The organism is Ruminococcus sp. RTP21198st1_G1_RTP21198_201120 (assembly GCF_040924265.1).
GTDB lineage: Bacteria > Bacillota > Clostridia > Oscillospirales > Ruminococcaceae > Hominimerdicola > Hominimerdicola aceti.
In genome coordinates, this window is the sequence record NZ_JBCOMH010000010.1 from 63,703 (window position 1) to 82,785 (window position 19,083).

The window sequence follows — 19,083 nt, forward strand, 5'->3', positions numbered from 1 at the left end:
GCTAAATGAGGAGTGAGGAATGAGGAGTGAGGAATTGGCATAGCAGACCAAAGTTGTACACAAGCATGAGGTAAAAATAAAGCACCGAGCGTAGCGATTTTGCGGCACAACAAACCTGCCCGAATAATCTGTAGGGGCGAACATCGTTCGCCCGTTCTCAAAACTTGTAGAAATTCAGAATTGTAGGGACGTCGCATTTCTGCAAAGCAGAAATTGCATCGCTCCCCTACACATTTCAAAAAGCGGTGCAAAATTACATCATATCACAAATTGCAGCGTAAAATGCCCGTCACGGCGAGTGACCTATATCCAGCAACCGTCAACTCTGACGACCTGCCCGTGAATGTAATCTGCTCCCTCTCCACTGAGAAAACGCACAACATTCGCCACATCTCTTGGCTTGCCTATCCTGCCTGCCGGTATGTCATCAACTATCACACGAACATCTTCCTCCGTCAGCTCACCGTTCATTTTCGTGTCTATCATTCCGCAGGATACGCAGTTCACCCTTATACCGCTTATGGCAACTTCCCTCGCCAACGCCTTCGTAAATCCTATAAGCCCAGCCTTTGCCGCCGAGTATGCAACCTCGCAGGAAGCTCCCTTTTCGCCCCATACGGAGGTTATATTTATCACATTTCCACTGTGTTCCCTTATCATCTCAGGAAGCACCGCCCTGCTCATACGCATTACGCCAAGCAGATTAACGTTCATCATCTCGCATAGCTTCTCGTCAGTCATGTCAGTGAAAAGCTCTATATCCGCTGTGCCTGCGTTGTTTACAAGAAGCGTAACAAAGCCCAAACTGTCCCTGACTTCCGCCACGCATTTATCTATACTGTCCTTGTCGCCAATGTCGCAGTAAAAAACCTCTGCACATAAGCCACGCTCTTTAAGCTCAGATACCAAAGCTTCCGCCGCCGCCCTGCCATTCTTGTAGCATACAGCCACCTGCCAGCCGTCCTCAGCAAGCGCCCTGCATATCTCCGAGCCTATCCCACCAGAGCCACCTGTTACCAATGCTGTCTTTTTCATAAAAATACCCCCGCAGATCATGATATACTGTAATTATATCACACCTGCGGAGGTTTTTCAATGGCTACTTTTCGTTCTCGTCTACCCATTTTCTCGCCCAGCCTGCATTCTGCTCCTGACGATTGTATACTCTGCCGTTTGGCGCAGTGTAATTGTCCGTCACAACATATTCCTGACCTGCCGAGATAACGTCATGGGGCTTATATACCTTTGTGCCGTCTGAAGCCTGCGGGAAACGGCTCTTGTCACGCTTTTTCATGGCTATCACTCTCCTTTTTATGTTATTATCCTGCCCGAAGCTTTTGTGATTATCAGATGAAAAATCTGCATAACAGTTGAAAATATCACGATAACGTGGTATAATCATCTTATACTATTTTTATCGGGAGTATTAAAATGGAAAAATACAACAAACAAAAAGCCATACTCACCGCACTGCTGAAATGGGTGGAAACAGAGTTCTTCGGAATTTTCGTATTCCTCTTTTTTATCGCAGTTGCAAAGCCTTTCGGTGCATTGGCAAATATAATTTTCGGTCTTACAGGACTTCTCACAGTGGTCTGCCTTATGGCTGACTTTGGTCTGAAACAGGGAGAGGAAGCCAGAAATAAGGTCACCTTCCACGGTGAAAAGGATTGCCCTAACTATGGCTTCACACTTGGTCTTATTGCAAGCATACCATGCTACATAACAATGATACTGCTGATGATATCAAAATTCAGCGGTTCGTTCAACTTCATGCCTGCCTATAAGCTTCTCGACGCCTGCTTCTATCCTCTTATAGATTGGGCTGCCCATTCAGCCGACGTTAAGGATATGTCACCATTTGTTTTCATCATGACCGCCATATTCCCACTACTCTATCCATTTGCCACATGGATAGGCTTCAAAATATCCTACAAGCAGATAGACGTAAAAGAGCGTGTGGTCTACAAGCACAAATAAAATCAAGCCTGCCGTATCAGTCCGATACGACAGGCTTTTATCTTTTGCATCAAGCGAACTCAGTTCGCCCCTACACATTAAACTATTTCATTACTGAAAATCTATCTCTATATCTTTTAGCGTCACATAGTTTACTACATTGCAGTTTTTATCGCTTGCAGTGTTTGCGATAAGCGTTATCTTTGCCGTGCCTTTCACATAGTCGGCACCAATATCCGTCTTGTTGTCATACGTGTAGCTCTCTCCGGCTTTGAGCAAAGTGTTCATGGTGTTTCTGTCGCCGCTTTCGCCATAGCTCGTGGAATTGCCCTTACTGTCCTCTGTGGTGATATACTGGTCAGTCGTGAAGTCAAGCGCCATGTCCTTGTCCCAGTTGTTTGTGTAGGTAATATGGCTTATGAACTCGCCTCCGCTTACCTCATAGGAGTATTTCGCCGTGAGCCTGCCGTCCTTTGTTGTAAAGGTATTGTCCCCAACGTCCTCAAAATAGTCGATATATCCAATATCAACTTCGTCAGCCATATCAGAATCGTCCTTGGCAACAGAAGTCACAGCTTTCTCACTAGGGTCAACATCGTCAGCGACCTCAGCGTTTTTCTTTTCGTCAGTATATTCGCAGTTCTCATTGAGCCAGTTTTCAAGCTTTTCTGCCTTTTCACCGCCTATATCAAATTTTAATATATCTCCTGCAAAAAGCTGAACATACAGATCTCCGTTAGCAGTAAAATAAGCCGTACCGTTGACGTCAAGTCTTTCTACATAGAAGCTTATTGTTATTCCGCCCTCAATGTAATATTCATCATCATTTGTTACCGACAAATTAATATCAGGGTCGCTCTCATAAGCGTCTCCCTCATAGACCGCATTGTATGAACCATTATCGTCCTTTAACAGGTCAAGCAGCTTTGAGATGTCGGTATTAGTATACTTTCTGAGCCTGCCCATTCCTGCGTCATTGTAAGCATAGTCCACACGAGCCGTTTTTTCAAGACTTACGTCATTTATTATGTCATCAAGGGTCATATCGGTTTTGCAATCAGGTGAGTATTTCCAATCATCATACCACGCCACAGAGCCGTCATCAAAGACCACCGCCAGATAAACGCTTGGTGACAAGTCCTTTATTGAATAAATATCCGCTTTTGTTGTTTCCTTTTTGTTTGTCTCATAGTTTTCCGTTTCAAGAGTCATGGTGGTGAGCTTGCTGTCAAGAAAAGACTTATCAACATGTCCCATTGAAACATATTCCACATCGTTATATTCAAACGTCTCATATTTTGCATTCATTGCATATTCGTCCCAAGGAACTCTATATGACACTGTTGCTTCCTCGTCTGCCATCTGCTGGTCAGCCGAAGCCTTTGCCTTTATATCTCTGTCCGACCTGCCTGCAAACATCATAACACCCGTCGCCGCAGCGATAACACCGCAAGCCGCCACAGCCGCCCACTTTGTCCATATGGTTTTTATCTTTATGCCGCTGCCGCTCTGTCTGCATTCTTCAATGTAATGCTCGTCAGCATTTTCCAAAGCCTTGAAAATATCCTCTCCTGTTGTTTTCATAAAAGAACTCCCTCCTTTTCAAGCAAAGCCTTTAACTTATTTCTGCTTCTGAAAAGGCTCGCCTTAACTGTGTTCAGGTTCATAGCATACTTTTTTGATATCTCTTTTATAGGCGTTGCAAACCAATATCGCTGGAGAAATATATTTCTGTCTCTCTCCTGCAACTCACCAAGAAATTCGTTTATAAGCCCCTCAAGATGTCTGCCGTCGCAAAGACTCTCGGTGGTGTCCTTGTCAGGTATGCACTCGTCAAGCTCCTCCAAGACCGCCGCTATCTCACCTTTTCCACGCTTTGCGGTCTTTGACGCACGATATCTGTCAAATGCGATATTTCTTGTTATCCGCCCGAAAAATGCCGACAGCATTCTGGGTTTCTGTGGCGGAATGGAGTTCCATGCCCTGAGCCAAGTTTCGTTCACGCACTCCTCCGTGTCCTCCCTGACTCCAAGAATATTGTAGCCCACAGAATAACAGTATCCGCCGTATTTCATATCCGATTGTGAAATAGCCTGCTGATCTCTGCTTTCATAAAGCTCAATTATCCTGCTGTCCTCCATTTTTCCGCCCCCTTACATTTAAGCAACACCTCACAAGGCACGCCTAACTTCATTGAAAGTCCTTTCACCTATAATGACGAGATATCCGCCAAAAGGTTTTATGAAAACATAAAATAATTATAACATATGATAAAAAATTATGCAACACAAAAACGACGTCCCACATCACTATGGAAACGCCGTTTATATGAAAGAATGATTTTATGACATCGTTTTATGACAACTCGTTAAGAAGATCCATGTACAATTCGTTGTAATCTGTTCTGTTATCCTTCAGGAATGCGATAGCCGCACGAGGGTGGCGGTTGAGCGCACCTGTGAGCATATAAGGCACGTCATAGCCCCACTGTGAACCCTTTGCCCTCTCCTCAGCAACGTACTTTTCAACAAATTTCAGTGTAGGAGTAAGCTTGTAGTTAGGGTTTCTCAGGAAGCTGAGCATCTGCTCCATAAAGCAGTTTCCTGCACCTCTGCCCATTCCGCTCATTGTAGCGTCCGCAAAGCTTGCGCCGTGAGAAATGCTCTCGATAGTGTTTGCAAAAGCGAGCTGTTGGTTGTTGTGCATATGAACGCCCACCTTTTTGCCACTAGCCTCAGCCACCTCGCAATACTGCGCAGTAAGTCTTCTCACCTGCTCTGGGAAAAGTGAGCCGTAGCTGTCAACAAGATAAATAACGTCAACAGGGCTTTTTGCCACAAGGTCAAGAGCCTGTGCGATATCGTCCTCACGGCTTGCAGAAACAGCCATTATGTTGATAGTCGTTTCATAGCCCATATCGTGGCAGTAGTTTATCATCTCCAGCGCACCAGGCATCTGATGAGTGTATGTTGCAATCCTTATCATGTCGATAACGCTCTCGCTCTTTGGCAGGATATCTTTCTTGAAATCACATCTGCCAACATCAGCCATAACAGAAAGCTTCAGAGGGCTGTCATTCTCGCCCACGATAGCTCTGATATCCTCCTCATCACAGAACTTCCACTTACCGAACCCCTTGACGTCAAAAAGCTCCTTAGAAGCTTTGTAGCCGAACTCCATGTATTCAACGCCTGATTTTATGTTAGTTTTATAGAGTTCTTTTACAAACTCGTCTGAAAATCCAAAATTATTTACAAGACCTCCGTCACGGATAGTTGCGTCCAGAAGCTTTATATCAGGACGATATGACATAAGGTCACCTTTCTGATTTATCGTCTTTGCCTGATTTGCCATTGTGATTACTTCCTTTCCAAAAGCAGGTTCTTATCACGCCTGTATAAAATTTATCACTTTAAAGATTTTATGCTTTTAAGCTTTTATGTATTAAAGTATAACACTATTTTTCTTCCCTGTCAATAGCCCCAAAGCCCTTTAAACACATTTTTTACATTTTAATAATATTTCTCGTCATTTTACACCCAACTTTTATATACTTCTCCCTATGAAGCTTCTGCCCATTTGTAAAATTCGCCGAAAAATCATCATACGACTTGACAAAATACCCCCCTCAGAGCCACGCTCCAAGGGGGTTTTATCTTTCTGTTCTCTATTAATCCATGACCGCATTAGCAAGCATAAGCTTGATACGGTTCTCCTGATTGACCTTTGTCGCACCCGGGTCATAGTCGATAGCGACTATATTTGCGTCCGGATAAGCCTGCTTGATAGTCCTTGACATACCTTTTGCAACAATATGGTTAGGCAGACAGCCGAATGGCTGAGTGCAGATTATGTTTTTTGTGCCTGTTTCTGCAAGAGCCGCCATTTCAGCAGTGATGAGCCAGCCCTCGCCCATTTTTACGCCCTGACTAATATACTTATCAGCACACTTTCTAAGGTGTTCAAAATCATGAGGCGGCTGGAAAATGCCCTGTTCGTTGATGACCTTTATCTGTTGCTTCTGGAACTTGTAAAGCACGTCATAACCAATGCCGTACATAAGAGTGCGGCTGGTTTTCTTGTCATAAAGCTTCTCGTCATTGATAGCGTCCGACGCACAGTAAAGCACGAAGTCCAACAGTCCCGGCACGTTAGGCTCACAGCCCTCAGACAGCAGGAAATCGTTAAGGTGATTGTTCGCAAGGGGTGAATACTTAACGTATATCTCTCCCACGATACCTACCTTAGGCTTCTTCTCCTTTGTCCTAGGAAGCGCCGCAAAGTCTTTGAGCATAGCATTGTAAATGCTCTTTGTGTGCATATATCTGCTCGGGGTAGCAAACAGCTTTCCAAGCCTGTGCTGCCACCTTGCCAAAAGCTCGTCCGTAGAATTTTTCTCTATCTCGTAAGGCTTGCACTGATTGTACAAAAGCATGAGCATATCACCGTAAAGCACCGCATAAATAAGCTTCATTGCTATGGCAGGGGTGATATCTATGGAAGCGTCCTTTTCAAGTCCGCTGAAATTCAGCGACAGAACAGGCACTTCAGGGAACTGCGTTGACAGCGCCTTTCTTATAAGGTGGATATAGTTTGAAGCACGACAGCCGCCGCCCGTCTGTGACATAAGCAGAGCCGTGTGTTCAAGGTCATACTTGCCGCTTTTGAGAGCGTCCATAAACTGTCCGATAACAAGAAGTGCAGGATAGCAAGCGTCATTATGTGTGTTTTTAAGTCCCTCGTCTATAACGTTTCGTGAGCAGTTTTGCAAAAGCTCCATGTTATAGCCGTATTTTTTGTATATCGCCATGATAAGCTTGAAGTGTATAGGAAGCATATCAGGTATAAGTATAGTGTATTCCTCACGTCTTGACTTGTCAAAATAAGACCTTTTTACTCTGTCCGAGCCTGCGTGTTTTATCTCTTTTTCAGCCATTACATTGCCTCCTTGTCCATTTTCTTCTCAGCATTTGCGCTGGCTTCTTTTTCCTCCAGTGCCGCCGCCAAAGACCTGAGTCTTATCTTAGCCGCACCGAGATTCGTTATCTCGTCTATTTTAAGCTGAGTGTAAAGCTTGCCCTTTTCTTCAAGTATAGCTCTCACCTCATCAGTTGTAACAGCGTCGATGCCACAGCCGAAGGATACCAACTGAACGAGCTGCATATCATCATTCTCGCAAACATACTCTGCCGCTCTGTAAAGCCTTGAATGATAAGTCCACTGATTGAGTACGTCAAGTGCGGGTGTATCCACTTTCATCGCCACGCTGTCCTCAGTAATAACAGCAAAACCAAGAGAAGCGATAAGCTTGTGTATGCCGTGGTTTATCTCAGGGTCGATGTGGTAAGGTCTGCCTGCCAGAACGATTATTTTCTGACCCTTTGCCCTTGCCTCAGCGATTATCTCCTGCGCCTTAGCCTCGATATCCCTATGGTATCTCACCTGCTCAGAATAAGCCTTGTTAAGCACTCCAAGCACCTGCTTTGCAGTGATGTTATACTTTGAAAGCGCTCTTGCCATTGCCTTTGCAACGTGCTTTTTGATGTTTATGTCAAGATAAGGCATGATGAAATTATCATCATTCAGCTTATCATTGTTAGCCTTTAGAAGCTCAGGATAATAAGCAACAACAGGACAGTTATAGTGATTGTCCGACTGACCCTCGTCAGCATTGTAGCTCATGCAAGGATAGAAAATAAAGTCCACACCCTTGTCAAGGAGGCTCTCTATATGGCCGTGGCAAAGCTTTGCAGGATAACATACCGTATCAGACGGAATAGTTTGCTGACCCTTGTAATATGTATCTCTCGTTGACTCCTCAGACAGCACCACCTCAAAGCCAAGGCTTGTGAGCAGTGTTGAGAAAAACGGCATAAGGTCATAATAAGACAGCGCAAGTGGCAGACCTACCTTTGCAATAGGCTTTGCAGGCTTGTTGTCAGCATAAGAGAGTATCTTGTTATACTTATACTCTATCATGTTTTCCGTTCTGTCGGTTATCTTTATGCCTGCACCCTTTTCACAGCGGTTTCCGGAAGTAAATCTTCTGCCGTCATTAAATCTTATTATAGTAAGGTTACAGTGCGCACCACAGCCACCGCACTGAACGGCTCTTGAATTGTAAGCAAATTCTTCAAGCTGAGCCTTTGTAAGAACGCCTGACTTGCCGTCCCTGCCCTGAGATTTTTCTTTTGCGAAAAGCGCACAGCCGAACGCACCCATAAGTCCCGCAATGGCAGGTCTTATAACGTTTCTGCCAAGCTCCATTTCAAATGACCTGAGCACAGCGTCGTTAAGGAACGTTCCGCCCTGAACGACTATATTCTTGCCAAGCTCGTCAATAGACTTGGCTCTTATTACCTTGTAAACTGCGTTCTTGATGATAGACGAAGAAAGTCCTGCAGAGATATCCTCAACGGAAGCTCCGTCCTTTTGCGCCTGCTTTACAGATGAGTTCATGAACACTGTACATCTTGAGCCAAGCTCCACAGGTGCTTTTGCAAACAGACCGAGCCTTGCAAACTCTGCGATATCATATCCCATTGCACCTGCAAAAGTCTGAATGAACGAGCCACAGCCTGATGAACAAGCCTCGTTGAGCATAATGCTGTCGATAGCGTTGTTCTTTATCTTGAAGCACTTGATATCCTGTCCGCCGATGTCGATGATAAAATCAACGTCAGGGCAGAAATAAGCCGCCGCCTTATAGTGCGCAACAGTTTCAACTATACCATAGTCAACGCCCAGACCTGCCTTTATAAGATCCTCACCGTAGCCTGTTACCGCAGAAGCTTTTATGTTAAGCTCAGGGGTAGCAAGGCTGTAGATCTCCTCAAGCTTTGAAGCGATTATATCCAGCGGCTGACCCTTGTTTGAGCAGTAGTGCTGATAAAGAAGCTTTCCGTCAGGTGTGATAAGCACAAGCTTTGTGGTTGTCGAGCCTGCGTCTATGCCAAGATAAGCGTCGCCCTTGTAAGTTCTGATGTCTTCATATTTAAGGTCAGACTTCTTGTGTCTTTCCACGAAAGCATTATATTCCTCACGGCTTGCAAACAGTGGCTTGCCTACCACGATATTGTCAGTAGCCTTTGCGTTCACTATCTTGTCAAGAGCTTCGTCTATAGTCATTTCCTCCGCCAGCGTGTCAGCATGAAGTGCCGCACCGAAAGCCATATAGCAGGAAGAATTTTCAGGAAGAATAGCGTGTTCCTCGTCAAGGTTTAAAGTAGTTCTGAATGCCTTTCTCAGTGCACTGAGATATGTAAGCGGGCCGCCAAGGAAAAGCACCTGACCGCCGATCTTTCTGCCCTGCGCCAGACCCGAAACTGTCTGGTCAACAACAGCCTGAAAGATAGACGCAGATATGTCCTCTTTTCTTGCGCCCTGATTAAGAAGCGGCTGAATATCAGACTTTGCGAAAACACCACATCTTGAAGCGATAGGATAAGTCTTTTCAGCCTTAAGAGCAAGGTCGTTCATCTCGTCAGGGGTAACGCCCAAAAGTCCTGCCATCTGGTCGATAAAAGCACCAGTGCCACCTGCGCAAGAGCCGTTCATACGCTGTTCAACGCCCCCTGTGAGGAAGATTATCTTAGCGTCCTCACCGCCAAGCTCAACCACAACGTCAGCCTTTGGATACTTCTTGTTTACAGCGATAAAAGCAGAAAAGACCTCCTGCACGAAAGAAATACCGCTTGCCTCAGCGATGCCAAGACCTGCCGAGCCTGTTATGGCTATCCTGAATTTGTCCTCAGGATAAAGCTCTCTGATAGCACGCAGCTGCTCAGCCACCGTTTCCCTTACCTTTGAAAAGTGTCTTTCATATTTGTTATAAATAAACTCGCCCTCGTCAAGAATTACCGTCTTGACCGTGGTCGAACCTACGTCTATGCCTAAATCATAAATCTTGCCCATAGTAAAAACCTCACTGATTCTCGTTTGTACACTCTTAGTTATTATATCACACTTTTTCGCAAATTACAAGCTTTTTATATTAACAAATATGTATGCGTTCAGCTCAAAAGCCATTCAAAAACCAAAACGGGCGAACGTCCGTCACCCCCACTCTGTAGTAAAACATTGCAGAGGAGAACAGTGTTCGCCCGTGTGATATTCATTTTGTATCTATGCTTATTCCTGCTCTAAAAGACAATCAGTAAGATTAAGGTCATAGAGATTGTTGTAGGTAGGCTGCTGAACAGGCTCACCTGCAAGTCTGTAGAACTGCTCTGAGCCGTACTTCTTGATGAAGTTTGTGGTGTGGCAATTTATTTTCAGCTCCTCGATAAACTTCTTCATAACATTGCTGTCAGCGCCATAAGCATTCTCAAGGAAGTCAAAAGCATATTTCAGACCATTCATAGACTGCTGTGTAACGTTGTTTGCGCCATGGAGCAGATTGTTGAAGGAGTTCTGCAAAATAACAGTACAGCGGTTTTTGTTATCTCTTCCCTCGTTGGTACACTTATCAAGATAAGCTTCCAGATTGTGGAGTATCCAGTGCTGGATCTTCTTGTTAGACGGCGAGATGTTTCTTGCTCTTACCGCCTTGTCAAGGTTCTTGTTGCAGTCCATGATGTGTTCACTGATTATCTGACGGCACGAAAGACCATTGTTTATCTTCACAAGGATATCTTCCATTCTTGGGTGGATAAGTCTTATCATCTTCTCCATTTGGATACAGCTTCTCATTGTGTATGTGATGCCGTCCATAAGCAGATTCATAAGAGCCACAGCTTCCTCAGTGCCTGCCGCTCTTGCGTCAGCAATGTTCTGTGCAGTTATACCGCCCTCGAGGATAGCGTCAACGTCATATTTCTCACGATAGTAGTTGAATCTGTCATAATATTCCGCAAAGCCCTTTGAGAACTCTGGGTTCTGTACATACTGAGCAGCCAGAGCGTGGTCAACAAGGATACCGCTCTCCTCATAAAGCTGCATCATTTCAGAAAGGTCCTCCCAGCCACGGGCAGTAACAAAGCGGTAGTTGTTCTTATCGCTTGCGTCTACCATATAATAATGGTCAGGGTGAAGCTCAAGATATGATATGATAGCTGGGTGAACGCCTGCATAGTAAGCATATTCTTTCCAAACGTCGAAATCAGGCTGACACTCGACCCTCTTAACACGGTCGAGAGTAACGATATCGAACTCAGAAACAGACTTGTTGAACTCAGGCGGGTTACCTGCTGTAACAACTACCCAACCTGCCGGAACCTGATGAAGTCCGAAAACCTTATACTGCAAGAACTGGAGCATTGCAGGAGCAAGGGACTCGGAAACGCAGTTGATCTCATCGAGGAAGAGAATACCCTCTTTGATGCCAGTGGCTTCGATAGTGTCATAAAGAGTAGCCACGATCTCACTCATCGTGTACTCGGATATCTGCACGTCAGCACCGGTGTAGTTTCTATGTACAATAACAGGCAGACCGAGGGCAGACTCTCTTGTGTGGTGGGACATCGAGTAGGTAACAAGGTTTACGCCAGTTTCCTGAGCTATCTGCTCCATAATAGCGGTCTTACCGATACCAGGTGCGCCAAGCAGGAACACAGGTCTCTGATGTTCTATGCTAATTCGGTAATCGCCAAATTCGTCTTTAATGAGATAGGCTTGTATTGCATTAAGTATCTGTTGTTTTGCTTCTTTAATATTCATAATCATTTCTCCTCAGTGCAGTCTGAAGCTGTGAACAAAAAGCACTGCACAATTAAATAATCTTACCATTTTATTATAGACTATCTCCAAATTAAAGTCAATAGTCATCACAAGTTTTGTCAGCTTACACAAACAATTGAAAATATTTTAGTTATTCTGTATCAAAGTCATAAAATTTAACTGTTAAAATATTGATATCAAAACAGAATTTTCAACAGACTTTTAAGTTTTTTCAAACGTTTTCGCCCATACCCCAGCAGACCTCATAACCTCACTGCTCACTTGGTTTTGACATCTCCCAAACAATGTGCTATAATAATAAGGTATAAAATTTATCCCTCGGAGGTCTGATCTATGCTTTATGAAATAAAAAATGATAAACTCTCTATCTCAGCCGACACTTTCGGTGCTGAGCTTCACTCTATCAAACTGGACGGCAAAGAATATCTCTGGCAATGCGGTGACGCTTGGAAACGCTACGCTCCTATCCTCTTCCCGTTCATATGCTCCCCTAAAGACCGCACCTACAAGGCTGGCGGTCAGGAATATCACATGGCTGCAAACCATGGTTTCGCTCGTGACAGCGAATTTGCTTTCTCAGGCAGCACAAAAAATTCCCTGAGCTTTATCCTCAAAGACAATGACGTTACCCTTGCTCAATACCCATATCACTTTGAGCTTGAAGTCACCTACTCCATAAAAGGTTCAAAAGTCACCGTCACAAACACAGTAAAAAACACTGATGAAAAGGCTATGTACTTCTATCTCGGCGGTCACCCTGCTTTTATCTGCGATATCCAAGGTGGCAAATGCACAGTTGAGTACGAGAAAAACGAGCATATCGTTCAGCCTATCCCAAACGGCGAGAGGACTATCCTTGACGGTGAAAAGACTATCACTCTCACAAGAGAGCTTTTCGACTATGACGTTATCATGAAAGACCACCCTGCTTCAAAGGCTGTCACCCTGAAAAAGTCTGACGGCGGTTTCGTAAAGCTGTCATTCCCACACTCTGACTGCATTGCAGTATGGACTTCCACAGGCAACCCTGACGCTCAGTTTATCTGCCTTGAGCCTTGGACTAGCGTGCCTGTTTACGAGGACGACGCTTTTGAGGATATTGAAAACAAGCCTCACGCTATCAAGCTTGCACCTGAAGCTGTTTACACCTACAGCTACACCGTGGAGGTGGGCTGATGAGAGCGGTAATACAGAGGGTCACAAGTGCAAAAGTTGAGGTCGAGGGCAAGGTCACAGGCGAGATAGGAAAGGGCTTTCTGATACTTTTCGGAGTAGGTCAGGAGGACACTGAGGCTGACTGCGACAAGCTTGCAGACAAGATATCAAAGCTTCGCATTTTCGCTGACGAGAACGACAAGACAAATCTTTCTATAAACGATGTTGGCGGAGATATTCTTTGCGTTTCACAGTTCACCCTTTATGCAGATTGTCACCACGGCAACCGCCCGTCATTTATCTATGCAGGCAAACCTGATGAAGCCAACAGACTTTATAAATACTTCTGCAAGGTCTGCGGTGAGAAAATTTCAGGCAAGGTAGAAAAGGGCGTTTTCGGTGCAGACATGAAAGTTTCACTGCTCAATGACGGTCCTTTTACTATCATTCTTGAATGCAGAAACGGAGAGATAATTCCATGAACATACAGATATTCGGCAAGTCAAAATCCTTTGACACAAAAAAGGCCGAGCGTTATTTCAAAGAGCGTGGAATAAAGTTCCAATCTGTTGACCTGCCTACAAAGGGGCTTAGCAAGGGCGAGCTTAACTCAGTGCTTGCGGCTGTTGGCGATATTGACAAGCTTATCGACCCAAAGGCAAAGGGAGAGCAGGCAATGCTCATAAAATATCTTGGAAGCACCGAGGAAAAGATAGAAAAGCTTCTTGACTATCCCGAGCTTTTTGCCGCACCTATCGTAAGAAACGGCAAGAAAGCTACAGTAGGCTTCTGCCCCGAGGTGTGGAAAAGCTGGGAATAGCCCTAGATGAAAATACTGTGAAAATTGCCGATATTCGTTGAAAGAAGCTTGAAAGTGTGGTATAATACCATATGGAAAAGTATTTTCAGAAAGAGATGTTTTAAATGGTAATTGATTTTCACGTTCATGCCTTTAATCCAAAGGTAGCGGAAAAGGCTGTTGAAAAGCTTCAGGCTTGCAGTGGAATAACTCCTTTCACAAGAGGCACTGCAGAGGAAACCATACAGCGTTTTGACGAATGGGGCATTGACAAGGGCATGCTGTTATCAGTGGCAACAAAACCTACTCAGCAGAGAGTTATAAACGATTGGTGTGCCCAACAGGACGGCGGAAGATTTATAAGCTTCGGTGGAATACACCCTGACGCTGAGGACTATGAGCAGGAGATAGCCCACATAAAGGAGCTTGGACTTCACGGCATAAAGCTTCACCCTGATTATCAGGGCTTTATGATAGATGATGAGCGCATGGACAAGATATATGACGCCATTGAAAGAGCCGACCTGCCTGTTATATTCCATTCGGGCTATGACTGCGTTTCCCCTGACCTTATCCACTCCACACCTGAGAGGGCGCTGAACATGATAAAAAAGCACCCTAAACTCAAGGTCATTCTTGCACATCTTGGTGCAAACATGATGTGGGAGCAGGTGCGTGACGTTTTGGCAGGAGTTGACGGTGAAGTTTATTTTGACACCGCTTTCACAAGTATGTGTCCTGACGAGCTTATGCAGGCTATCGTTGAAAAGCATGGGGCTGACAGGATACTTTTTGCAAGCGACTGCCCTTGGGACAGTTCCTACCTTATAAAAGAAAAGATACTGCGCTTGAACATTTCCGAGGATAACAAAGATAAAATTCTCGGCGGCAACGCAGAAAGACTTCTTGGCTTAAAATAAAATTGTGTAAATTCTGAAAAGAGGATATAAAAAATGAGATCAAAACTGCTTGCGGCTGTGCTGGCTTGTTCTGCGGTTTTCGGGCTTGCGTCATGTGGGGCAATGCTTCCAGAAAGCTCCTCCGAAATGGAGACCACCACGGGTACTGCCGCCCAGAGAGTTATAGAGACCACAAAGACCGCCACAATGGGCGACGATTATGATGAGGACGATGAGGATTACGAGGGCTACACCACCACCACTTCTGTGACGGCAGGCACACTCGAAAACCCTGACGTAAGCATTGACGAGGGCTACGACCCTGACATAATTGCAACGGCAACAAAGAGGACGACCACCACTACAACCACCACTGCCGCTGAAACAAAGGCGACTAAAAAGACCACCACCACAAAGTTCAAAAAGGACGCACTTTTCCCTTTGGGTGATGATGTGAAATACCCTGATTCTATCCCATTTCTTGTAAAGTCAGATACCTCTTATCTTAATCTAAGATACGGTCCGTCAAAGAAATATGACGTGATAGAAAAGATACCTGACGGCAAGACCATAAACGGCTACGGCGAGAGAACAGATGGTGACGGAGACATATGGGTATATGTAAAATACAACGATAAAAGCGGCTGGGTAATGAAAGAGCTTCTCAGCGGCACTGAATAAACGGAGGACAAATAATGGACAGCTTCAAGGAACAGATAGTTCGCAAGATTCCCACAAAGAACGATAAGATACAGAAAATTTTCATCATGATAGCAAGCGTGGCACTTGCCGCACTGTGCTTTATCTTCCCTTTCGGCACGCAGTTTTCTGTAATAGGCATTTTTCTTGCCGCCGCCGCACTTTATGGCGGTTATTATCTTACAACAAAACTCGATGTGGAGTATGAATACATTTTCACAAACGGAGAAATAGACGTTGACAAGATAACGGCTCAGCGTTCAAGAAAGCGCCTTATAACATTCCGTTGCGGCAGTGCGACAGATTTCGGCATTGCTGACGAGAATTTCTCTGTACCTGAGGGCGCAACACAGGTCCTTGCCTGCGCTTGTGACGATAGCCTTACAGACTACTACATAACATTCAACCACAAAAATCTCGGGCTTACAACTGTTGTCTTCACACCAGATGATGATATGCTGGCACTTATGAAGCCTGCGCTTCCGAGAACACTGAGGAAATAAAAATGAAAATATTTGTCGGAACTGATCTTATTGAGATCGAACGCATAAAAAAAAGCTGTCAGAGCCGACGTTTCTGTGAAAGGGTTTACTCCGAAAAGGAGCTGACCCTTTTTTCGCAGAAGAAAAACCCATACGAATCCATGGCGGGGAATTGGGCGGCTAAGGAAAGCTTCGCAAAGGCTTTAGGCACAGGGGTCGAGGGCTTCGCCTTGAACGAGGTGTCATGCTTGCGTGACGAGCTTGGCTGTCCTTATCTGGAGCTTACAGGGAATGCGCTTTTGGCGGCTGAAAATAGGGGGCTGACCTTTGCGGTGTCACTTTCCCACATCAAGGATATCGCTTCGGCAGTGGTGATAGCTTATGAAAAGGAGGATAAAAATGGATAGGATATTAACAGTGGAGCAAATGACATTTTGCGAGCATGAGGCTGAAAAATATGGCGTGAGCCTTGCTCAGCTCATGGACAATGCGGCAGCACAGCTTTCGGAGGTCATTGCAAGCAACTCGTCTTCGTCCTCAAAGATAGTGCTTCTTATTGGCAAGGGAAACAATGGCGGTGACGGACTTGTGGCGGCAAATTTGCTTGCGGAACAAGGCCTCAAGCCTGCGGTGGTCCTATGCTGTGGTGAGCCTGACACTGACCTCTCCTCGGCAGCGTATGCTAGGCTCGATAAGAGCGTAGAGGTGCTGAAAGCTGAAAATGCGCTGGATTTTATCGAGGGTGCAGACGTGCTTGTGGACTGCATTTTCGGAACGGGTTTTCACGGAAGCCTGCGTGAAAATATCCTGCCAGTGTTCAGAGCTTGTGAAAAATGTGAAGGCATGAAGATAGCCTGCGACCTGCCGTCGGGAGTCAATGCACGGAATGGTCAGGCTGACAAGCTGTCGTTCAAGGCTGACGTGACAGTGACCTTTCATCGTGGCAAGCTGGGTCTTTATTTACAGCCTGCGGTGGACTTTTGTGGTGAAATTCTTGTAAAAGATATCGGCATTGACGAGCGTTGCGAGAATACCCTATACCCTGTCATAACGCCTTTTGACGTAACAAAGGCAAGGGCTGCACTGCCTTTTAGACCTGCTGACGGACACAAGGGCACTTTCGGCAAGGTGGTGAGCGTGGCAGGCTCGGAGAGCTATATAGGTGCGGCAGGGCTTTCAGCAATGGCGGCAATGCGGACAGGCGTGGGGCTTTTTGAGCTTTGCACTGCAAAAAGCGTAGTCAACTCCCTGTCGGCGAGTATGTATGAATGTACATACTCGGCAATGAAAACCGACAAGGACGGCTTTATGGTGGCTGAAAATGCGGAGAATATACTGAAAAAGTGCGAAAAGGCAAGCTGTTTGCTGATAGGCTGTGGGCTTGGTCACACGGCTCAGACTGAGAAGCTTGTGGCGGAGCTTATAGAAAATGCGGAGATACCCATAGTTTTGGACGCTGACGGAATAAATTCACTTTGTCCGAATATAGATGTACTGTTGAAGAAGAAAAGTACAGTTATCCTTACCCCTCACCCTGCGGAGCTTGCAAGGCTTTGTGGCGTGACGGTGGGCGAGGTCATGTCGGACAGACTTGGGTTTGCATATAGGCTGTCAGAAAAATATGGTGTGACAGTGCTTGCGAAGTCGGCTGACACCTTTGCTGTGGACGGTGGAAAAGTTTATCTTTGCACCGAAGGCACAACTGCGCTTGCAAAGGGTGGCTCAGGGGATATGCTTGCAGGCATTGTTTCCTCCTATGTGGCTCAGGGGTGCGATGCTCTTGATGCGGCGGCACTTGGGTCGTTCACACTTGGCTCGACGGCTCTACTTGCAGGATACAAAAGATCTGAGCGTGGAATCATTGCAAGAGATGTTATTGACGCTTTGCCACGATTTTTGTATGACCTTGAAAACGCCGACTAGGCTGTACTAAAAACAAAGACCTTCTTCTTATGAAGAGGGTCTTTTTTTATGGAGGGCAAAATGAAAAGAACAAAGGCATTTTTTCTCACGATTTTGGCGGTAATGGGCTTATGCTCATGCGGTGAAAGCACCGAAGTCAAACCCGTAAAGCTGGCAGAGGACTACAAGACCCCGGCTGAGTTCACCATTGACGGCACGGAATACGTCGCAAGCTTCACCCGTGAGGGCGCAGATATGTGGGAGTGTGAGATAACTGCGCCGGAAACTGTAAGCGGCATGGTGATAACCTGCTCAGGAGAAAGCGCACGAATTGAATACAAGGGTTTGACCTACGAAACTGACCGAGGGAACATACCCGAAAGCTCCGCTGTCACAATGACTGCCGCTGTGCTTGACAAGCTTATTTCGCAGAAAGGCGTGACGTATCTCAAAAATGACAAGGGAGACATCACCGCCACGGGACAGATAAAAGGGCAGGATTTTTCGGCTAAAATCAAAGGCGGAAAGGTAAAAAGCTTGAAGATATCAGGGGAGGTAAGCGTAAAATTCACATAAAAAAAGGTGCAGAGAAAATCTGCACCTTTCTTATGTATGGAAATGAATTATTTACCAAAGTTTGCGCAAGCGATAACGTTACCGTCCTCGTCCTCAAATCTGAGGTCAGCAATGTAGAAATCAGCCTGGTTTGGAATGCCCCATCTCATAAGTGAAACATACTGTGGTTCAGTTGAGTTTACAAATGTAGCACCGTCCTTGATACCAGGTCTCATTGTAAGCTCATAGGAACCCCACTCAGAAGTCCACTCAGCCTCGCCGAAGTCATAGAGGTCGTTCCAACTGTTTTCGCCTTCACCTGTTGTAGGCTGTGTAACGAATGCACCCATGAAGTTACCAGGAACGAGTGATTTTGTGCCGTCGTCACCTGTGAACTCGCCAACTGCCTTTGTAACTACATCAGCCTTGATAGTGAAGATCTTCTCAAGATCAGCCTCGTGACCCTCAAAGAACTTCTCCATGTGGAACTTGATCTTAGGGATCTTGTAGTTGCCATTATCCTGATCGAGAGTCTCGACCTTGAGCATTGGAATACCTGCAAGCTCCTCAATAGAGAGATTTACATGAGACTCATCGTTCTCGTAATCCTTCTCAGCGAAAGGTTCAACGATAGAAGCAACGTCCATATCCTTCTTGAAATATACAGAAGCCTCCTCATAGTTCTTCAGAGTAGCTGGCATTTCGGAAATATCCTTTGCAGCCTCACCCTCAGACTCTGTGCCGGAAGCGGCTGTTGAATCAGCTGTTGACTCAGGAGCAGCTGTTGTTGTAGTAGCCTCTGTTGTTGTAGCAGCTGTAGTTGTTGTTGTAGTAGTTTTTGCCTCAGCCTTTGATGAAGAATCATCAGAGCTGCCGCAAGAAGCGAACATAGCACTTGTAAGTGTAAGTGCAAGAGCGCAAGCTAAAAACTTTTTCATTTTAATAACCTCCGTTT

At 45.4% G+C, this 19,083-nt stretch carries 19 protein-coding genes; 10 read left to right on the forward strand and 9 right to left on the reverse strand.

What is annotated here, in order from left to right; genetic code table 11:
- Positions 1–303 precede the first annotated feature (303 nt).
- Positions 304–1,035 (reverse strand): 3-oxoacyl-ACP reductase FabG, encoded by a 732-nt coding sequence (gene fabG, locus AB5627_RS08010; protein ID WP_256320326.1) that lies wholly within the window; start codon positions 1,033–1,035, stop codon positions 304–306.
- A 64-nt stretch (positions 1,036–1,099) separates the two neighbouring features.
- Positions 1,100–1,294: a hypothetical protein gene (locus AB5627_RS08015; protein ID WP_022287722.1), complete on the reverse strand. Its 195-nt coding sequence runs from the start codon at positions 1,292–1,294 to the stop codon at positions 1,100–1,102.
- A 137-nt stretch (positions 1,295–1,431) separates the two neighbouring features.
- Between AB5627_RS08015 and AB5627_RS08020 the strand changes: the two genes are divergently transcribed.
- Positions 1,432–1,980, forward strand: a complete 549-nt coding sequence (locus AB5627_RS08020; protein ID WP_041337392.1) for a hypothetical protein — start codon at positions 1,432–1,434, stop codon at positions 1,978–1,980.
- 90 nt (positions 1,981–2,070) lie between these two features.
- Here the strand turns inward: AB5627_RS08020 and AB5627_RS08025 are convergent, their stop codons facing one another.
- From AB5627_RS08025 to AB5627_RS08050, 6 genes are all read right to left on the reverse strand, one after another.
- Positions 2,071–3,543 (reverse strand): hypothetical protein, encoded by a 1,473-nt coding sequence (locus AB5627_RS08025; protein WP_302837518.1) that lies wholly within the window; start codon positions 3,541–3,543, stop codon positions 2,071–2,073.
- Entirely contained in the window at positions 3,540–4,100 is a 561-nt protein-coding gene (locus AB5627_RS08030) for an RNA polymerase sigma factor (protein WP_265290649.1), read from the reverse strand. Before AB5627_RS08030 ends, AB5627_RS08025 begins: the two co-directional genes overlap by 4 nt.
- 214 nt (positions 4,101–4,314) lie before the next feature.
- Positions 4,315–5,313, reverse strand: a complete 999-nt coding sequence (locus tag AB5627_RS08035) for an aldolase catalytic domain-containing protein (protein WP_022287726.1) — start codon at positions 5,311–5,313, stop codon at positions 4,315–4,317.
- A gap of 316 nt (positions 5,314–5,629) precedes the next feature.
- Complete coding sequence (locus tag AB5627_RS08040) at positions 5,630–6,895, reverse strand: 2-hydroxyacyl-CoA dehydratase (protein ID WP_022287727.1); 1,266 nt, start codon at positions 6,893–6,895, stop codon at positions 5,630–5,632.
- Positions 6,895–9,873, reverse strand: a complete 2,979-nt coding sequence (locus AB5627_RS08045) for an acyl-CoA dehydratase activase-related protein (RefSeq protein ID WP_278642795.1) — start codon at positions 9,871–9,873, stop codon at positions 6,895–6,897. Before AB5627_RS08045 ends, AB5627_RS08040 begins: the two co-directional genes overlap by 1 nt.
- Before the next feature lie 216 nt (positions 9,874–10,089).
- Positions 10,090–11,616: an AAA family ATPase gene (locus tag AB5627_RS08050; RefSeq protein ID WP_046439440.1), complete on the reverse strand. Its 1,527-nt coding sequence runs from the start codon at positions 11,614–11,616 to the stop codon at positions 10,090–10,092.
- Positions 11,617–11,970: 354 nt separating this feature from the next.
- Here AB5627_RS08050 and AB5627_RS08055 point away from each other — a divergent pair, with 354 nt between their 5' ends.
- The 9 genes from AB5627_RS08055 to AB5627_RS08095 all read left to right on the forward strand — a co-directional run bounded on the left by AB5627_RS08055 (position 11,971) and on the right by AB5627_RS08095 (position 18,149).
- Complete coding sequence (locus tag AB5627_RS08055; RefSeq protein ID WP_022287730.1) at positions 11,971–12,813, forward strand: aldose 1-epimerase family protein; 843 nt, start codon at positions 11,971–11,973, stop codon at positions 12,811–12,813.
- Positions 12,813–13,274: a D-aminoacyl-tRNA deacylase gene (gene dtd, locus AB5627_RS08060; RefSeq protein ID WP_022287731.1), complete on the forward strand. Its 462-nt coding sequence runs from the start codon at positions 12,813–12,815 to the stop codon at positions 13,272–13,274. The genes AB5627_RS08055 and dtd overlap by 1 nt, the downstream gene beginning before the upstream one ends.
- The gene (locus AB5627_RS08065; RefSeq protein WP_022287732.1) at positions 13,271–13,612 is read left to right on the forward strand and encodes an arsenate reductase family protein; all 342 of its coding nucleotides are present in this window, start codon (positions 13,271–13,273) and stop codon (positions 13,610–13,612) included. Before dtd ends, AB5627_RS08065 begins: the two co-directional genes overlap by 4 nt.
- A 104-nt stretch (positions 13,613–13,716) precedes the next feature.
- Positions 13,717–14,511: an amidohydrolase family protein gene (locus AB5627_RS08070; RefSeq protein WP_333635065.1), complete on the forward strand. Its 795-nt coding sequence runs from the start codon at positions 13,717–13,719 to the stop codon at positions 14,509–14,511.
- A 33-nt stretch (positions 14,512–14,544) separates the two neighbouring features.
- Entirely contained in the window at positions 14,545–15,171 is a 627-nt protein-coding gene (locus tag AB5627_RS08075; RefSeq protein WP_117956750.1) for an SH3 domain-containing protein, read from the forward strand.
- A 14-nt stretch (positions 15,172–15,185) separates the two neighbouring features.
- A complete protein-coding gene (locus AB5627_RS08080) occupies positions 15,186–15,692 on the forward strand; it encodes a DUF6106 family protein (RefSeq protein WP_117956752.1) in 507 nt (168 codons plus the stop codon).
- A 2-nt stretch (positions 15,693–15,694) separates the two neighbouring features.
- A complete protein-coding gene (acpS, locus tag AB5627_RS08085; protein WP_117956753.1) occupies positions 15,695–16,078 on the forward strand; it encodes a holo-ACP synthase in 384 nt (127 codons plus the stop codon).
- Complete coding sequence (locus tag AB5627_RS08090; protein ID WP_368369784.1) at positions 16,071–17,594, forward strand: NAD(P)H-hydrate dehydratase; 1,524 nt, start codon at positions 16,071–16,073, stop codon at positions 17,592–17,594. Before acpS ends, AB5627_RS08090 begins: the two co-directional genes overlap by 8 nt.
- Positions 17,595–17,654: 60 nt before the next feature.
- Positions 17,655–18,149, forward strand: coding sequence for a hypothetical protein (locus AB5627_RS08095; protein WP_147337877.1), 495 nt, complete (start codon positions 17,655–17,657; stop codon positions 18,147–18,149).
- 47 nt (positions 18,150–18,196) lie between these two features.
- On the opposite strand, the gene AB5627_RS08100 is transcribed toward AB5627_RS08095, so the two are convergent.
- Positions 18,197–19,066 carry a hypothetical protein gene (locus tag AB5627_RS08100; RefSeq protein ID WP_041337376.1) on the reverse strand — a complete coding sequence of 290 codons (870 nt, stop codon included), beginning with the start codon at positions 19,064–19,066 and terminating at the stop codon, positions 18,197–18,199.
- Positions 19,067–19,083: the final 17 nt, after the last annotated feature.

Bases quoted from the DNA above. Each gene is read 5' to 3' on its own strand.
- dtd (WP_022287731.1), top strand. From the start codon at position 12,813: ATGAGAGCGGTAATACAGAGGGTCACAAGTGCAAAAGTTGAGGTCGAG.
- AB5627_RS08045 (WP_278642795.1), bottom strand. From the start codon at position 9,873: ATGGGCAAGATTTATGATTTAGGCATAGACGTAGGTTCGACCACGGTC.
- AB5627_RS08080 (WP_117956752.1), top strand. From the start codon at position 15,186: ATGGACAGCTTCAAGGAACAGATAGTTCGCAAGATTCCCACAAAGAAC.
- AB5627_RS08030 (WP_265290649.1), bottom strand. From the start codon at position 4,100: ATGGAGGACAGCAGGATAATTGAGCTTTATGAAAGCAGAGATCAGCAG.
- AB5627_RS08035 (WP_022287726.1), bottom strand. From the start codon at position 5,313: ATGGCAAATCAGGCAAAGACGATAAATCAGAAAGGTGACCTTATGTCA.
- acpS (WP_117956753.1), top strand. From the start codon at position 15,695: ATGAAAATATTTGTCGGAACTGATCTTATTGAGATCGAACGCATAAAA.
- AB5627_RS08090 (WP_368369784.1), top strand. From the start codon at position 16,071: ATGGATAGGATATTAACAGTGGAGCAAATGACATTTTGCGAGCATGAG.
- AB5627_RS08055 (WP_022287730.1), top strand. From the start codon at position 11,971: ATGCTTTATGAAATAAAAAATGATAAACTCTCTATCTCAGCCGACACT.
- AB5627_RS08065 (WP_022287732.1), top strand. From the start codon at position 13,271: ATGAACATACAGATATTCGGCAAGTCAAAATCCTTTGACACAAAAAAG.
- AB5627_RS08020 (WP_041337392.1), top strand. From the start codon at position 1,432: ATGGAAAAATACAACAAACAAAAAGCCATACTCACCGCACTGCTGAAA.
- AB5627_RS08070 (WP_333635065.1), top strand. From the start codon at position 13,717: ATGGTAATTGATTTTCACGTTCATGCCTTTAATCCAAAGGTAGCGGAA.
- AB5627_RS08075 (WP_117956750.1), top strand. From the start codon at position 14,545: ATGAGATCAAAACTGCTTGCGGCTGTGCTGGCTTGTTCTGCGGTTTTC.
- AB5627_RS08025 (WP_302837518.1), bottom strand. From the start codon at position 3,543: ATGAAAACAACAGGAGAGGATATTTTCAAGGCTTTGGAAAATGCTGAC.
- AB5627_RS08095 (WP_147337877.1), top strand. From the start codon at position 17,655: ATGAAAAGAACAAAGGCATTTTTTCTCACGATTTTGGCGGTAATGGGC.
- AB5627_RS08015 (WP_022287722.1), bottom strand. From the start codon at position 1,294: ATGAAAAAGCGTGACAAGAGCCGTTTCCCGCAGGCTTCAGACGGCACA.
- AB5627_RS08100 (WP_041337376.1), bottom strand. From the start codon at position 19,066: ATGAAAAAGTTTTTAGCTTGCGCTCTTGCACTTACACTTACAAGTGCT.
- fabG (WP_256320326.1), bottom strand. From the start codon at position 1,035: ATGAAAAAGACAGCATTGGTAACAGGTGGCTCTGGTGGGATAGGCTCG.
- AB5627_RS08040 (WP_022287727.1), bottom strand. From the start codon at position 6,895: ATGGCTGAAAAAGAGATAAAACACGCAGGCTCGGACAGAGTAAAAAGG.
- AB5627_RS08050 (WP_046439440.1), bottom strand. From the start codon at position 11,616: ATGAATATTAAAGAAGCAAAACAACAGATACTTAATGCAATACAAGCC.